General features: G+C 39.1%; 14 protein-coding genes and 5 tRNA genes. 4 read left to right on the top strand and 15 right to left on the bottom strand.

Annotation, left to right across the window (positions count from 1 at the left end):
* Nucleotides 1-108 precede the first annotated feature (108 nt).
* On the top strand, nt 109-1,353 hold the full coding sequence (locus FTV27_RS13895) for an NADH:flavin oxidoreductase/NADH oxidase family protein (protein WP_111885862.1): 1,245 nt from the start codon (nt 109-111) through the stop codon (nt 1,351-1,353).
* 43 nt (nt 1,354-1,396) lie between these two features.
* The gene (locus FTV27_RS13890; RefSeq protein WP_306669975.1) at nt 1,397-2,041 is read left to right on the top strand and encodes a YiiX family permuted papain-like enzyme; all 645 of its coding nucleotides are present in this window, start codon (nt 1,397-1,399) and stop codon (nt 2,039-2,041) included.
* Nucleotides 2,042-2,107: 66 nt separating this feature from the next.
* On the opposite strand, the gene FTV27_RS13885 is transcribed toward FTV27_RS13890, so the two are convergent.
* The 6 genes from FTV27_RS13885 to FTV27_RS13860 all read right to left on the bottom strand — a co-directional run bounded on the left by FTV27_RS13885 (nt 2,108) and on the right by FTV27_RS13860 (nt 5,182).
* Nucleotides 2,108-2,183: transfer RNA gene (locus FTV27_RS13885), tRNA-Glu, on the bottom strand.
* A 58-nt stretch (nt 2,184-2,241) separates the two neighbouring features.
* Nucleotides 2,242-2,317 (bottom strand) — tRNA-Glu (locus tag FTV27_RS13880).
* 24 nt (nt 2,318-2,341) lie between these two features.
* Nucleotides 2,342-2,417: transfer RNA gene (locus tag FTV27_RS13875), tRNA-Glu, on the bottom strand.
* Nucleotides 2,418-2,549: 132 nt separating this feature from the next.
* Nucleotides 2,550-3,455, bottom strand: coding sequence for an alpha/beta fold hydrolase (locus FTV27_RS13870; RefSeq protein ID WP_111885776.1), 906 nt, complete (start codon nt 3,453-3,455; stop codon nt 2,550-2,552).
* A 109-nt stretch (nt 3,456-3,564) separates the two neighbouring features.
* Complete coding sequence (locus FTV27_RS13865) at nt 3,565-4,983, bottom strand: amino acid permease (protein ID WP_180024170.1); 1,419 nt, start codon at nt 4,981-4,983, stop codon at nt 3,565-3,567.
* 123 nt (nt 4,984-5,106) lie between these two features.
* Nucleotides 5,107-5,182 (bottom strand) — tRNA-Glu (locus FTV27_RS13860).
* Nucleotides 5,183-5,288: 106 nt separating this feature from the next.
* On the opposite strand from FTV27_RS13860, the gene FTV27_RS13855 reads away from it, so the two are divergent.
* A complete protein-coding gene (locus tag FTV27_RS13855) occupies nt 5,289-5,981 on the top strand; it encodes a hypothetical protein (RefSeq protein ID WP_180079026.1) in 693 nt (230 codons plus the stop codon).
* Between the two features lie 156 nt (nt 5,982-6,137).
* Here the strand turns inward: FTV27_RS13855 and FTV27_RS13850 are convergent, their stop codons facing one another.
* The 9 genes from FTV27_RS13850 to pyrC form a co-directional block, all read right to left on the bottom strand.
* Nucleotides 6,138-7,565, bottom strand: a complete 1,428-nt coding sequence (locus tag FTV27_RS13850; RefSeq protein ID WP_078192919.1) for an amino acid permease — start codon at nt 7,563-7,565, stop codon at nt 6,138-6,140.
* Between the two features lie 128 nt (nt 7,566-7,693).
* Nucleotides 7,694-7,846 carry a hypothetical protein gene (locus tag FTV27_RS13845; protein ID WP_168379378.1) on the bottom strand — a complete coding sequence of 51 codons (153 nt, stop codon included), beginning with the start codon at nt 7,844-7,846 and terminating at the stop codon, nt 7,694-7,696.
* A gap of 65 nt (nt 7,847-7,911) precedes the next feature.
* Nucleotides 7,912-8,679, bottom strand: a complete 768-nt coding sequence (locus tag FTV27_RS13840; RefSeq protein ID WP_180079025.1) for a hypothetical protein — start codon at nt 8,677-8,679, stop codon at nt 7,912-7,914.
* A complete protein-coding gene (locus FTV27_RS13835) occupies nt 8,676-9,293 on the bottom strand; it encodes a hypothetical protein (RefSeq protein WP_180079024.1) in 618 nt (205 codons plus the stop codon). Before FTV27_RS13835 ends, FTV27_RS13840 begins: the two co-directional genes overlap by 4 nt.
* A gap of 24 nt (nt 9,294-9,317) precedes the next feature.
* Nucleotides 9,318-9,512 carry a hypothetical protein gene (locus tag FTV27_RS13830; protein ID WP_180079023.1) on the bottom strand — a complete coding sequence of 65 codons (195 nt, stop codon included), beginning with the start codon at nt 9,510-9,512 and terminating at the stop codon, nt 9,318-9,320.
* Between the two features lie 59 nt (nt 9,513-9,571).
* Nucleotides 9,572-12,109, bottom strand: a complete 2,538-nt coding sequence (locus FTV27_RS13825; RefSeq protein ID WP_180079022.1) for a TonB-dependent receptor plug domain-containing protein — start codon at nt 12,107-12,109, stop codon at nt 9,572-9,574.
* 201 nt (nt 12,110-12,310) lie between these two features.
* Nucleotides 12,311-12,386 (bottom strand) — tRNA-Glu (locus FTV27_RS13820).
* Nucleotides 12,387-12,406: 20 nt separating this feature from the next.
* The gene (gene rnt, locus FTV27_RS13815) at nt 12,407-13,066 is read right to left on the bottom strand and encodes a ribonuclease T (protein ID WP_078192915.1); all 660 of its coding nucleotides are present in this window, start codon (nt 13,064-13,066) and stop codon (nt 12,407-12,409) included.
* The gene (pyrC, locus tag FTV27_RS13810; protein ID WP_111885770.1) at nt 13,051-14,085 is read right to left on the bottom strand and encodes a dihydroorotase; all 1,035 of its coding nucleotides are present in this window, start codon (nt 14,083-14,085) and stop codon (nt 13,051-13,053) included. The genes rnt and pyrC overlap by 16 nt, the downstream gene beginning before the upstream one ends.
* 151 nt (nt 14,086-14,236) lie before the next feature.
* On the opposite strand from pyrC, the gene FTV27_RS13805 reads away from it, so the two are divergent.
* On the top strand, nt 14,237-15,493 hold the full coding sequence (locus tag FTV27_RS13805; protein ID WP_180079021.1) for a diguanylate cyclase: 1,257 nt from the start codon (nt 14,237-14,239) through the stop codon (nt 15,491-15,493).

The raw sequence follows: 15,493 nt of genomic DNA, 5'->3' as shown, positions 1-15,493 counted from the left end.
AAACTTATGGATATTTTGACAAGTGTCATTGTCAAAATATCCTTGACCTTTAGAAAATAATAATTAGAGTAAATACTCAGGACTTGTTATTTCATTTTGGACATTGCCATGAGCCATTTAGCTGAAAGCTTTAAAATTCGTAATACCACATTTAAAAATCGCATCATCAAAGGTGCAATGAGTGAAGCATTGGCCAATACCGCAGGCCAACCCAATCACTTACATTTTGGATTATATGAAGCTTGGGCGAAGGGTGGTTTAGGCTGTGCCATTACCGGTAATGTCATGGTGGATTTTCGTGCTAAAAATGAGCCGGGGGTTGTTGTCGCTGAAACAGAGCGAGATTTAGCGCAATTAACACAGTGGGCTGAGCTAGGGAAAAAGCACGGCATGGTGCAATTGGTTCAACTTTCACATCCGGGCCGTCAATGTCCTAAAGGTTTAAATAAGGAAACGGTTGCTCCGTCCGCTGTACCATTTAGTCCCATGCTAGCCACAACGTTTGGAACACCGCGCGAACTTCGTGAAGATGAAATTTTGGATATCATTCAGCGTTTTGCACGTGCCGCACACATTTGTGAAAAGGCAGGCTTTGAAGGCGTGCAATTGCATGGTGCGCATGGTTATTTAATTAGTCAGTTTTTGTCGCCATTGACCAATAAACGTCAAGATCAGTGGGGTGGTTCAAATGAAAATCGCATGCGCTTTTTGCTTGAAATCTATAAGGCAGTTCGTGCAGCGACGACCGATGATTTTATCATTTCGGTCAAACTCAACTCTGCTGATTTCCAACGCGGCGGAATTAGCGAAGCAGATGTGATCGAGGTCTTTAAAGCAATAGATGCCGCAGGGATTGATATGATTGAAATCTCGGGCGGTTCCTATGAAGCGCCAGCGATGGCGGGTGCTAAAGAAGAAAAACGTAAAGCCAGTACCATTGCTCGTGAAGCTTATTTCCTCGATTTTGCGGACAATATCCGTAAAGAAGTGAAATGCGCGTTAATGGTTACCGGCGGGTTTAGAACCGTGCAAGGCATGAATGCTGCACTAGACAGTGGAGCTTGTGATTTTATTGGTATTGCACGTCCTTTCGCTGTAGAAGTCGATTTGGCTGATCGTTTATTGGCGGGGCAGGATGTTCGTTACGGTGTGGACAAAATTAAAACTGGCATACCAATGATTGATAAAATGGCGATTATGGAAATTATTTGGTATGCCGCTCAGTTTAAATCGATTGGTGAAGGCAAACAGCCAAATCCTAAACTTTCACCGTTAAAAGTGTTTTTTAAATATCTTAAAGGAAATTTAACAGCGGTCATTAAAGGGCAAGTCAATTCACGTAAGTCGGCTTAATCAATCATTGAATTATTAGAATCAGGGCAATCGGCATACATCCATGTTATGGTTGCCTTCATTCATATCAATATTGCTTACAATAAAAATGTCTAAAATTTTAATATTAATAGTCATTCTTTCGGGGCTCAGTTCTGCCCTCTATGCCCAGTCCGTATTTCAGACGGGAGATATTATTTTTCATATCTCAAAGTCAAAGCAAAGTTTAAGCATTCAAAAGGCCACACATTCGCCCTATAGTCACATGGGCATGATCGTAAATAAAAATAACCAAACCTGGGTGCTTGAAGCTATTCAACCTGTGCAATATACCGCTTTAAATCAATGGATCGCACGTGGGGAGAATGCTCACTATGTGGTGAAAAGGCTCAAACAACCCTTAAATGTGCAGCAGAAAACGAAGCTGGTGCAACATGCGGAAAAGTACTTGGGCAAACCCTATGATATTTATTTTGAATGGGATGATCGTGCAATTTACTGTTCTGAAATTGTTTGGAAAGCTTATCAGCATGCTTTAGGAATCGAACTTTCTCCATTACAACAACTGAAACAATTTGATTTAAAACAATATGAAGTGCAGCGCCTAATGCGGCAGCGCTATGGTCAAAATATTCCGCTAAATGAGCAGGTGATTGCCCCTAAGGCCATTTATGATTCAAAACTTTTAAAAGAAATATTTAGAAATTAAGGCAATAAAAAAGCCCAAGTCGCAATGCTTGAGCTTTTTAATGAGTGGTTAAAACCAACTCGAATATGGCGTCCCTACGGGGATTCGAACCCCGGTTACCGCCGTGAAAGGGCGATGTCCTAGGCCTCTAGACGATAGGGACAGTACAGAAAGCAAATTTTAAAACCGTTTATTTCAGTCTAAGTTTTTAGACTAAATAATGGCGTCCCTACGGGGATTCGAACCCCGGTTACCGCCGTGAAAGGGCGATGTCCTAGGCCTCTAGACGATAGGGACTTAATAAAATGTACTTCTGAAAATTGGCGTCCCTACGGGGATTCGAACCCCGGTTACCGCCGTGAAAGGGCGATGTCCTAGGCCTCTAGACGATAGGGACGTTTCAGAGGTGGGCGTATATTAGGGTGAAAATCGGGGGGTGTCAAACGCTTTTCTATAAATAAATTCAGTTTTTGTTGTTGAGTGCATAAAATTAAAACAATTTGCTAAAAATGTTTGAAAAATACATTATTTATGTCGGTTTTTTCAACACTTGTAAGATTGTAGCAATAACTTCTGGATGCGTTAAATATCCAGCAATATCGTGTGGGTGTTCAATCGATGTCTGAATTTGCTGGTTAATAATGGCGGGTTGAAAATCAAATGGTGCCTGACTCAGTGGAAAAGCGCTGAGAAAATCATCATGTGAATAAAAGTTTAACCAATCGCCTGAAATTGCATCAGGCCGCTGTAAAGGCTGAGGTAAGTGGGCTTGGATGACACGAAAAGCCAAAGGTGAGCCCAAGGTGATAAAGCGCTGTATATTGAGTTCAGGATGTAACAGTAAAAAATGATACGCAATCACGCTACCTAATGAATGTGCAATCAAAAGGGTGGGTTTCGTTTGATGTAATTGCTCATGCAGACGAGTGTGAACTGCCTGAATAAAGTGTGGATTGGATAAATAGAGATAAGTTTCGACCAAAAATTTATGCAAAAGTGTGGCATGTAATTTTGGGAAATAATTCATTAAAACTGCAAAATCGCGTAGGGCAAGATCTTTGCCGAGTGCGGTGATCGATTTGAATGACTGGCTCAATCCAATAGCATCATTGAGGGTGATGTCAGGTAGATTGTTTTGTACGGCATGATGCTCAAGTACTTTTGGTGATTTTTCTGGGAGTTCAGTGCGATGGATAAACGGAAAATGTGGCCACGTTTGAGGTGTCAAGGTGCTGGCTTGAAGCATATTCTGCAAATGATAACGCGTGAGTAAGTCTCCATAAAAAGGCATGCGCATATGGTGCTGTATATACGATAAAAAAGTCTCTTGATGGCTTTGCTTTAAGCCTTGAGACAACAGTGCAAGCCAATGCTGTTCAAGCGAACGTGCAGTTTGTTGCTGTTGATTCATGCCATGGATAAAGATGATCTGCATATTGCACCTCATCGACGGACCAGTTTTTATTCTACTTTTATTAAAATATAGCCATAAAAAAAGAGCAACCGAAGTTACTCTTTTATCGTGTTTTGTATGACAACGCAGATCAATCTTTGTTGTGATACAAGGTGTAGTAGCTGATATAACACGCCACAATGAAGATCATACAGCAGATAAAGCCAGTCAACATTTCTGGGTCAAATACCATACTAATACAGGTAATCAGACAGAATACAAAACCGAGTATCGGCACGATTGGGAAGAGTGGTGCAGCAAAAGCTAAATCTTTTGCAGTTTTGCCTTCTTTATACCACTGACGACGGAAGTTAAATTGGCTTAAACAAATACTCATCCACACCACCACCATGGTAAATGCCGCAACACCTAACAAGTTTTTGAAGATGGTTTCTGGTGCAAATTGCTCAGAAAGTAAGCCCGGCATACCACCGATCATGGTCACAATTACTGCAACATAAGGAGTACCACGTGAGTTCACTTTAGAGAACACTGCAGGTAATTGCTTACTATAGGACAATGACCACATCATTCGAGATGCAGCAAATAAACCAGAGTTTGCAGCAGAAAGTAGCGCTGTGATAATCACAAAGCGGATGATGTCTTCTGCATAAGGAATACCAATGTGCTGGAATACCGTTACGAAAGGTGAACTACTTACACCTTCGGCAGATAAGCCGGCCTCTTGGTGTGGTAATAGTGCAGTAATAACAACAATGGTACCCACAAAGAAAATCAATAAGCGGAAAATCGCCGTGTTAATGGCTTTAGGCACATTTTTCGCTGGATCTTTGGTTTCACCCGCAGCAACACCAATCAGTTCAGTACCTGAGAATGCAAAGTTAACAATCAACATTGTAGCGAAGATTGGGAACAAACCTTCAGGGAACCAGCCTTGTGCAGTGAGGTTGCTAAACAGCGGTGCAGCTTCATAGCCTTGATAGCCTAAAACACCAAAAATGGCCAATAGACCTAAAATAATAAAGGCTACAACGGTAATCACTTTGACTAAGGCTAGCCAAAATTCAGATTCAGCAAACCATTTAGTTGAAATCATATTCAAGCAGAATACAAAAGCACCAAAGATTAAGGTCCACATCCACATAGAGCTGTCTGGGAACCATTCCTGCATTAAAAGTGCAGCAGCAGTAAATTCAGTTCCTAGCGTTACTGACCATGTCAGCCAATACAGCCAAGTGATGGTATAACCCGTACCCGGTCCGATATAGCGTTTAGCATAAGCGCCAAATGAACCAGATTCTGGCATATGTACCGCGAGCTCGCCTAAGCAAAGCATCACCATATAGGCGATAATACCGCCTAAAAAATACGAAATAATGGCACCTACAGGCCCCGTTTGTGCAATGACTTCACCCGAACCAAGAAATAAACCAGTACCGATTGCGCCGCCAAGCGAAATCATCACCAGATGTCGAGTACTCATAGCGCGTTTTAACGGCGCAGAATTGCCCTGATGCGAAGCATCATTCGGAGAATGTGATGACTGCATAGAGAAAAAGGAGAATCAAATAATGAAGCGAGTAATTGTAGAGAAGAATGCAATGATGATGCAATCAATTAATATAAATTATAGATAAATAAACTTTAAGTTTGTCAGAGCTGACAGAAGAATTGGCGTCCCTACGGGGATTCGAACCCCGGTTACCGCCGTGAAAGGGCGATGTCCTAGGCCTCTAGACGATAGGGACGTTTTGAGGTGGGTGTATAGTACATAGCCCATCTATATTTGTCAAAATAGAGTTTCATTGTTATATTCTAAATGTATATAAATGAAACAAAAACAGAATTTTTTTAATGAAAAATAATTTTAATGAGTTTATTTCTGGAATTTTATTTGAAATCAATCAATTTAATGTGGGCAAAGTCCATGAAAGATTCTATATAGTTTTATTGAATTATTTGCATTGGTTTGAAGTTTATCCAAATAATTTTTCTTCGTATATCAGTAAATCAGAGTTTGAAAGAATTATTGATGAACTTTTATTTAGGGATTTAGATGGGGAAAGTAGAATTACGTATAATCACCTCAAATCTTTAGATGATTCTCATTATTTTTTAGATATACAGAGCTTTTTTAAATTATATTTAATCTTAAAGGTTCGAAGATATCAGTTGTCTAGTGATGATGTAGAACTTGAAAAATTAGAAAAAAAATTGGATGTATGTTTTGAGCCAATGTTGTGGAGTAAAGACAAACAAAATTTATTGGTTATTAATCGTGATTTTCCTGAATTTAAAAAACAGATGAATTCAAGTCGGGTGCTTTTGCCACTTTCATTAATAGTTTTTAACTTTACTTTTGTTGAATTAATATCTAATACAAGTTTGAGAGTATCTATCCAAATATTTCTAGCAATAGTAGCTGCGTGTCTTTTAGCTAATGTTTCTAAGGGGGCAAAATCCGAAAAGGACTCATTAGAGTTGAAAGTATGGGATTATATCTTGGTGTTGAGCGAGGATAAAAACTCATTGACGAAAAGCAGTTGAACTATTTCCTTAAATTATAATTTGTACAGTGGTTTTTGTGGATTAAACTGCTCCCACAAATCATTTTTGAATTTATATGGGAACCCTAATTTTTCTCTCATAGGGAAGAGAAATAGTTTCATAAAAAAAGGTGGCTAATGAGCCACCTTAACTATTTTATTTATCGTGATATAACCAATAATAACCTGCATAACACGCTGCCATAAAGATCAGACAGCCAATAAAGCCAGAAAGCATTTCAGGATCTGCAGCCATACTTAAACCTGTTGCGGTACAGCAGACAAAGCCAAGGATTGGAACCAGTGGGAACCATGGTGTACGGAATTTAAGTTCTGACACGCTATGACCTTGTTTCAGCCATTGGCGACGGAAGTTAAATTGACTCCAACAAATACTCATCCACACGATCACCATGGTGAAGGCAGCAACCCCCATCAAGTTTTTGAAGATGACATCTGCGCCAAATTGTTCTGATAATAGACCCGGTAAACCACCGATCATAGTGACCAATACAGCAATATAAGGCACACCAGTTTTGCTTAATTTGCCGAAAGCACGTGGTAATTGTTTTTGTGCGGACAGCGCCCACATCATACGTGATGCAGCATATAAACCAGAGTTAGCTGTAGACAGTAAAGCCGTAATAATGACGAAACGAATTAAGTCTTCTGCATAGGGAATGCCCATCAGGTTAAATACGGAAACGAATGGGCTACTACTTAAGCCGCCATGTCCGCCGACATTTAAACCTGCATCGGTATAGGTCAACAGTGAACTGATGACGATAATAGTGCCGACAAAGAAAATGATTAAGCGCCATACCGCAGCATGAATGGCTTTAGGCACATTCTTTTCAGGGTTTTCAGTTTCACCTGCAGCGATACCAATCATCTCCGTACCATTAAAGGCAAAGTTCACGATCAATAGCGTGGCAAACAGAGGGAACAAACCATTTGGCAGCCAACCATGTTCTGTCAAATTGTGGAACATTGGAGCTGATTCATAGCCTTGGAAAGGTACGAAACCAAAGATGCAGGCAAAACCAAGGATGATGAAAATCAACACTGTTGCAACTTTCACCATTGATAACCAAAATTCTGACTCTGCAAACGCACGTGTAGAACTTAAATTAGAGATCAGTACGCCAGCTGCAAAGATCAGTGTCCATAACCAAATAGAGGTTTGTGGAAACCATTCCTGCATCAAAATAGCCGCCGCAGTAAATTCTGTACCTAAGGTGGCAGACCAGCCCAACCAGTACATCCAAGACACCATATAACCGGTACCAGGGCCAATATAATTTGTCGCAAAAGCACCAAAAGAGCCAGAAACAGGTAAATGTACGGCAAGCTCACCCAAACAGAGCATAACCATGTAGGCAATTAGACCGCCAATAATGTAGGCAAGTACAGCGCCCAAAGGCCCAGCTTGTGAAATAACTTCACCTGAACCCATAAACAAACCAGTACCAATTGCACCACCAAGTGAGAGCATCACAAGGTGTCGAGTCGTCATCGCACGTTTAAGCGATGGACTTTTACCTTCAGCAGACGAGTGTTGCGAAGGTTCAGAGGGAGATTGCATAGTGAAAAGAAAATTGAACGAAAGGTATATTTTATGATTGAATGCAGTGAAATGATTGATAAATCGAATTTTTCTTATAATGTAATAATACTGATCTAAAATTTAAATCTTTAGCACTGACCATTGGATTAATGGTCAGGAGTTTGATACTCAGCTTCAGAAGTTGCAGGTACTTGAGTTTGTTCAGCTACAGGGGCTTTGTTGTCATCGCGGCTCACAATATACAGATAGAGTGCAGATGGAAATAAGATGGCTAAAACCAAGAGCAACTTTTTAAACATAGGGTATTCTTACATCAAAATAGATCAAGCTGAAGTATAAACAAAACCAGTCAGGCTGTAATTAATTAAAGTTTACGGTTTTTCTGTTCTAGATTGGACAGGATGACTTGGTAGATGTCAGGGTAGTGTTGTTTAAAGTTCCGTTGTTGCATGATCGTAATGGTTGAGGCATTTGGCTCGACACCCAGTTTTAAAATTTTTTGGGTTAAAGCGAGTTGAGGGGAGCGACCATCAAAATGTGTATTCACTAAGTTACCATCGGTATATTTTACTGTGAGTCCGATATTCAGGAGATAATCAAAAACATCAGGCAAACCAAAACCGGCAGCTTTGTAGAGTAAATTATATGTTTCTGCACGATAGCCACGGCCGTATGTTTGATGTGTTTTTAATAATCCTAATGCATTATAAAATTCTAATTTAGCAATAATTTCTTGTTCATTAATAGAACCATCACCATTTTTTAAAATCCTATTGATGGTGTTAAAAGTCACATCGTTTGAGCTGGGTTTGCAATCAGCAGCAATCAGTCGCTTGATATCTTGAAGTGGAAGTATAAGATGTGCTGTGTCACACATTTTTTTAATTTCTTTATTTTTCATTTTACTGCTTTGAATATTTTTATTTTCAAATTCCTGCACTATGGCTGACCAACCATATATGTTTATAAATTTATAATAACGAGATGCATCACTTGTCATCCCTTTGATCTTTTTAAAGTCGTGAATGTTTTTCACTGATGGTGCATTGGTAGCGTGATTTTGTGGCACTGGAGCATTTGCAAAGCAATGCATACTCATTAGCAGGCAGCTGGTAATAACGATGTTTTTCATGGTTTATATGTTTTTAATAAATTGTAAACGTCAGGATGTTTGGTGGAAAAGTCATTCTGTTCTATTTGTTTATAGACGCTACTATTGGGCTCGATTCCTGCATTCAGTAGTTTTTGAACCAAACTCACAGAAGGGTTCCGGCCTTTGATATTGTTTAAAATTAAATTACCATCCACGCCCGTGTAATCGACACCAATACTCAGCAAATAATCAGAAACGTCTTCAAGCCCCCAACCAATTGCTTTAGATTGCAAAGAGCTTTTTTCTTCATACGGGCCAATTTTATAAGTAACCTTTGTTTGTAATACATTTTCGGATTTGTAGAATTTTAATTTTTCAATGATTTCATTTTGATCAATTTCACCTTCAGCATTTGTTAATTTTGCATTAATGATCATTAAAGATGATTGAGCATTCAGCGGTTTGCAATTTGATTTGAACAAGCGTTTAGTTTGATCTACTTTAGAAGAACTCAGTGCAATTTCACAAAGTTTTTCTTTTTCCTCTTTAGGCATTTTGCTTTTTAGAATGGTTCCATTTTCAAAATCACGAACGATTGACTCCCAACCGTATTTGGTTGCTGTTCGATAATACTGTATTGCTTCTTCGCTCAATTTTTTTGGTTTTTTCGCTTGTATTTAAGTGTCACGATCGTTGGTTTTGGGAATAAAAGATTCTTGGTCATCATTCAATGCTGTTTGATTTGTCTGATTGGCATCGTGCTCAACAGTATTTGAAGGATTTGTCGGTAGGCTGGCTTCGGGTCTAAAAATGTAGATGAAGATACCGAGACATACTATGCACAGGCCAAAGAGTAAGATTATTTTTTTCATGTTTTATTCTATTTGAAAATGAATCAAGAGCGTTTTTAGGCGCTCTTGATAGGGGAAGTTTAAAATTTAAATGTGACATCAGCAATGAACTGTCGCCCAATTTCAGATCTAAGTCTGTTGGTCGACTCACTAATACCTGGGGTGGTATAGATATTATGTCGATTGGTAATATTGTTAATGGTTAAACCGAATATTGCTTTGTAGTCTTTAGCGAAATTGAAATCATAAGTGGTACGCATATCCCAACTAAATCGAGGTCTAATCGTATCTGTAGCATAGGCTTCCAACAGGACACCATCATGTTCAACTTTGTTTTTTAGTTTATACGTATCTTTATATTCAGATTTGTAGCTTAAAAAGTTATTAATCTTTAATGGTAAATTTGAAAACTCAATGTCCCAACCAAAACGAGCAGTCCACGGCTGATTGAAATTTTCAACAGGACGTTCATTAAATTGGATGAGGCTGCCGTTAAAGATAATATCGCGATCTTCAGCAGCCGTATTACTGTTAACGTTATATGACTCAGAATAGTCTAAATAATTTTTTTCTGATTCAGTGTAATCAAAGCCAAAGTTAAACCCGTGCAGAGAGTTTTTATATACGACTGGCAGCGTATTTCTGAGTGTGAGTGTGTAAATGTCAGCTTTTGCTTTACCACTATTACTATATTCAAAATGATCGATGGTATTGCTGGTGGTTGGATCAATAAAACGATTTTTTGTGATTTCATCTTTGCTATCGCGATTCACCCATTTCAGACCAAGGTTCCAGTTTTTAACTTGGCTATTAATGGCAAACACAATTTCGTCAGCATAAGGGGTCTTTAAATTGGCACGTTGAACATTGGAATTAGCTAATATTAAATCTGATAACCCAGTTTGAATCCAATAATCTTCAGTTTGATTTTTTGTGCGTTTTAAATTGTATTCCAAAAATGCAAGTTGATCTTGCAGTTCAGTGGCTAAGGTATAGTTTGCATAATATCGATTCCATCCCGTAGTGAAGGACAGAAGATCATTTTTTAGCGGTTTATAGTTAAAGGCAGTACGAGGTGCAATATTTAAATTTTTCGATAAGCTATCATAATCTGCACGTAAACCTAAACGCGCTGAAAAATTATCCCAAGTCGATGTGTTTTCAATGAAGGTATGCACACGTTGTTGGTCAATATTAACTTTACCTTTTTGATAATACTTGCCATTTGTTTGATATTGGCCTTGATAGTTATTTTCATCCGTTGCTTCATCACAAAGAATATCACCTGCCGTACAGCTAATGCCTGAACTAGATGTAAAAGTCTTAGGCTGATTATACATATAGGCATCGTTAGGCCGTTCCCATGCAACTTTAGAATAGTCATAGCCCATACCAAAGCTTAATTGTTGCATGCTGTTGCCAATCTGAATGGTATCAAACGCATTTTTTAGACTATACGAAAATGTATCTTGGTGTAATTCAATATCACTACTTGTGGCACCTTCACCAGGATTGGAACTCCAGTTTTTAGTTGGTGTTTGCTTCCAAAGAATGCCGGTAGTTGAATCATTTTCACGTGCTTGGCTTAGCGTTTGATAGCTAATATTTTGTTTTAATGTTGAATTATTGAGTTTACTTTCTAATTCACCAAAAAATGTCAGCGTTTCTGTATTGCTAATACTTTTTGAATTTATTCGCTTATCAACGAAATTTAGACTGTCCAAATCCCCTAAATCAAAGCCAAACTTCGCTTTGGTTGTGTCCGAAGGTGTGTAAAAAAGGGTAGTCCCTAAGTTGATATTATTACGCTCGCTTTTGACTTTACTGAGATCTTCTAAACCACTCATTACTGGAACGATGGATTCACGTTTAGAGGCATAACTATTGATGCCCCATTGTTCAGAGAGTTTGCTGTATAGATTCAGGCTTAGGCCGTGTTTTTTATATTCTTTATTATTTGATGATGTTGGATCTTCAAACTCTGCAGCTTCTTCTTCATCGGTAAAATGATAACGTGACCAATCACTTTCCGTGTAGTCGTAAGTAAGGGAGCCGTGGATTTTGCCAATTTCAGTATTTGGGGTACAAGTTTCAGCATTAACTACACCACCTGTAAATTCGCCGTATGCTGCAGAAACATTACTATCGATCAATTCTAATTTACAAATTAAATCGGTATTTAGGGCAATCCCTTGTGAGCCACCATCAAGCTTGCCTGAATAGGAGTTGCCGCTTGCCAGAGGGTCAAGGTTATTGGTGGTATTGACGCCGTTAATTACAAATTTATTTCGGTAAGTTTGCGCGCCATTAATAGAAATCTCGGATGGTCGTAGCTCAGCCTGTGAATCTGCAGAACGTTGTTCACGGCTAAACTGCACATTTGGATTAACTTTTAAAAAGTCTGTGATATTTTTTGAGCTATTCGGCGTTTTTTCTAAATCTTCTTTGGTGTAGATGGTTTTACCTACTTCTTGCTTGACTTTGACTTCAACCTCAATAGGTGTCATCGACACCGTATTGGTTTTGATTTCTTCGGAGATCTGGCTTTCATTTGCATAAGCTTGAGATGCTAAAGCAGTCAAAATTGCGATATTGAGGGGAGAATAGGCAAAGCGCATGGCTGTCAAAAATTATGCAGATAAAAACGATAGCGATTATCATTAACTTTACAAGAATAATCAATAGAAATGAGAATTATTTGCAATAAGTGATTTTTTAATACACAACAAATTCAATGAAAATTTTGAATAATTAGGAGAAATGGTGATGTGTATTCAATAGACTTGAATATTCAGCTTGGAGAAAGTCTGAATAAGAATTGGCGTCCCTACGGGGATTCGAACCCCGGTTACCGCCGTGAAAGGGCGATGTCCTAGGCCTCTAGACGATAGGGACGTTTAGAAGATGGCGGTATCTTATTGATCCGCCATCATAGTGTCAAGTAGGTGAGGGCCGAGTTTGTTCAAAATATAACAGAACAGTTCAGCGGTCTTCTGAGTATCGTAAAGTGCAGAGTGTGCTTCTTTACCATCAAACTCAATACCAGCTTGAATACATGATTTTGCCAGCACAGTTTGTCCAAACATTACAGCGCTCAAAGTCACTGTATCGAATACGGAAAAACTATGGAAAGGATTTTGATTTTTTGTTCCTGTACGTGCAATAGCTGCCTGTACAAACCCTAAATCAAAATGGGCATTGTGACCAACTAAAACAGCATGAGTGCAGTTTTGTTGACGACGTACTTCATTCACTGACTTAAAAATACGTTTTAATGCTGATTTTTCATCTTCAGCCATGGCCATACGCATCGGATTAAATGGATCTACACCAATAAAATCCAGTGAACGACGGTCAAGGTTGGCACCTTCAAATGGATTGATATGTGCATGGTGGGCTTCACCCGGTACAAAGTTACCTTCTGCATCATACACAATAGGAATAGCTGCAATTTCCAGTAAGGCATCGGTCTGTGAATTAAAACCTGCTGTTTCGACATCGACAACAACAGGTAGGAATCCACGGAAACGTTGACCAATGACTGGTCGAGTTTCATCTGTCACACTTTTCTCCATTGGATGGTCTTACCCGCATACAACGGAATAATTTTTTCGCCATCCAAGTAGTCTAAACTTTCAGGGATCACTTGATCTTCTTTTACCAAAGTAATGGTATTGGTATTTCGAGGGAGTCCGTAGAAGTCTGCACCAAAGTGGCTTGCAAAACCTTCTAAACGGTCGATTTTACCGACTTGATCAAATGCTTGAGCGTATAGCTCAATTGCTGTTGGTGCACTATAACATCCTGCACAGCCACATGCATTTTCTTTAGCATTTTTTGAGTGCGGCGCACTGTCTGTACCTAAGAAAAATTTAGGGTTCGCACTGGTCGCAACTTCGAGCAAAGTTTGCTGATGGGTTTGACGTTTTAATATCGGTAGGCAATAGAAATGCGGTTTAATGCCACCCACCAACATGTCATTACGGTTAAACAATAAATGTTGCGGTGTGATTGTCGCAGCCACATTACGGTCTTGTTCTAATACAAAATGCGCAGCTTCACTAGTAGTGATGTGTTCTAGCACCAATTTTAATTTAGGGAACTGTTTTAACAGTGGAGAAAGCACTTCATCAAGGAAACGTTTTTCACGGTCAAAAATATCGACATGGTTATGCGTCACTTCACCATGTAACAGTAACGGCACTTGGTGTTCTTCGAGTTGCTCAATCACACCATAGACTTTACTAATATCACTGACACCACTGTCTGAGTTCGTGGTTGCACCCGCTGGATAGAGCTTAATGGCATTAACATGCTCAGACTCTTTAATTTTTTTAACTTCACTTGCAGGGGTGTTGTCTGTGAAATAGAGCACCATACGCGGGTCAAAGTGAACGCCTTCAGGAACATGTGCCATGATACGTTCACGGTATGCATTTGCTTCTTCAACGGTTTTTACCGGTGGTACGGTGTTTGGCATACAAATCGCACGAGAGAATTGTTGTGCTAAATCAGGAACTGTACGCTTTAGGGCTAGACCGTCACGTAAATGTGCATGCCAATCATCTGGCTGAAGAAGAGTAATCGTATTCACAGCGATTCCAAGCTTGGAAATAAAACAAATGATAATGCAAATAATGTGAAAATGGTAACGAGATTTATGTACAAATGACTGAACAGATATAAATAAAGAATAAAACTGTGGTATTTTTAAATGACTAAAAGAATTAGATAAATGCTTGGAAATGGAATACAAGTATAACCTTGCAAAGTTGCAATACGATAAAGAAAAAATAGAGGAACTGATTACACGGCAAACCCGTCGTGTAGGGGAAATGTTTCCTAAAAAACTGGAAACACAATTTTGGACTTTAAACCTCGATCGTGCGCAAACCAACATACGTCATTTTTTCTGGATGGGAGTGTTGATCTACTTTGTGCTCACGATGCTGATCATTCCCGGCGATTACTGGATTATTGATCAACAGCATTTTGTGCATGATTTTATTCGTTGTTTGGTTGGTCAGCTCAATGGTGCGCTGTGTCTTTTGGCTTTATATACCTTTGCCCGTTATGACCGTCTGAAGCCTTATTTTTCACATGCCAGTATGTTTGTAGTGTTTTGGGCTGTTATTTCAATGTCTTGGCTCACCATGACCGTGTATACCGAAGCACTTAAACATCAGGCCATGATGATCCTTTGTATGATTTACATCTTGAGCTATATTTTGACGGGGGTTAAACCAGTCCAAATGTTGATGTCTGGCTTGTTGGCTGCTGTGGTCACCATGTTGATGCTTTTTTCATTAGAAGTGAAATTTGATGTGATGGTGTTGGGGCGTGTACTGATTGGAAGCTGTGTATTGGGTTTTGCAATCAGTAAGATGCTTTGTGCACGTGAACGGATGATATTTTTGAATATGCTGCGCGCGGATATTAGTGAAAAAATCCATCGTATTCATACCACAGAGCTTTTACATTTAAGTCAGCATGATGAATTAACCAAGATTTCAAACCGACGTACTTTTGATGAAATGCTTGATACCTTTTATGAGCAATCTCGACGTAATAACACCTCGCTTGCTGTGCTATTTATCGATGTTGATCATTTTAAAAACTATAACGATTTCTACGGTCATCAAAAAGGCGATGATGTAATTTCAACCATTGCCAAAACCATTAAAAATGCCATTCGACATATGGATTTTGTAGCGCGATATGGTGGTGAAGAATTTGTGGTTTTATTGCCTGAAACCGATGCGCATGGTGCTTATGCGGTAGCGTCAAATATTTATAAAGCAATCGATCGTTTAGAAATTCCACATGCCAAATCACAGGTTTCAAATCACGTCACTATTAGTTTGGGTATTACGGTATATCGTGCTGAAAATATGACGAAGGATGAACTGTTAAATATTGCCGATCAGGCGTTGTATCGTGCGAAACAATTAGGCCGGAATCAAATTTACTATCAATCGATTCGTTCAGCGCATGTGGCTTAA

The organism is Acinetobacter sp. YH12251, assembly GCF_013417465.1.
Lineage (GTDB): Bacteria > Pseudomonadota > Gammaproteobacteria > Pseudomonadales > Moraxellaceae > Acinetobacter > Acinetobacter amyesii.
Note: the sequence above shows the minus strand (reverse complement) of the source record. Positions and strands in the feature narration are given on the sequence as shown.

Coding starts and splice junctions, on each gene's coding strand:
- FTV27_RS13895 (WP_111885862.1), top strand. CDS start 109: ATGAGCCATTTAGCTGAAAGCTTTAAAATTCGTAATACCACATTTAAA.
- FTV27_RS13865 (WP_180024170.1), bottom strand. CDS start 4,983: ATGCAGTCATCACATTCTCCGAATGATGCTTCGCATCAGGGCAATTCT.
- FTV27_RS13890 (WP_306669975.1), top strand. CDS start 1,397: ATGTTATGGTTGCCTTCATTCATATCAATATTGCTTACAATAAAAATG.
- FTV27_RS13840 (WP_180079025.1), bottom strand. CDS start 8,679: ATGAAAAACATCGTTATTACCAGCTGCCTGCTAATGAGTATGCATTGC.
- FTV27_RS13845 (WP_168379378.1), bottom strand. CDS start 7,846: ATGTTTAAAAAGTTGCTCTTGGTTTTAGCCATCTTATTTCCATCTGCA.
- FTV27_RS13825 (WP_180079022.1), bottom strand. CDS start 12,109: ATGCGCTTTGCCTATTCTCCCCTCAATATCGCAATTTTGACTGCTTTA.
- FTV27_RS13870 (WP_111885776.1), bottom strand. CDS start 3,455: ATGCAGATCATCTTTATCCATGGCATGAATCAACAGCAACAAACTGCA.
- FTV27_RS13855 (WP_180079026.1), top strand. CDS start 5,289: ATGAAAAATAATTTTAATGAGTTTATTTCTGGAATTTTATTTGAAATC.
- FTV27_RS13805 (WP_180079021.1), top strand. CDS start 14,237: ATGGAATACAAGTATAACCTTGCAAAGTTGCAATACGATAAAGAAAAA.
- FTV27_RS13830 (WP_180079023.1), bottom strand. CDS start 9,512: ATGAAAAAAATAATCTTACTCTTTGGCCTGTGCATAGTATGTCTCGGT.
- FTV27_RS13850 (WP_078192919.1), bottom strand. CDS start 7,565: ATGCAATCTCCCTCTGAACCTTCGCAACACTCGTCTGCTGAAGGTAAA.
- rnt (WP_078192915.1), bottom strand. CDS start 13,066: ATGGAGAAAAGTGTGACAGATGAAACTCGACCAGTCATTGGTCAACGT.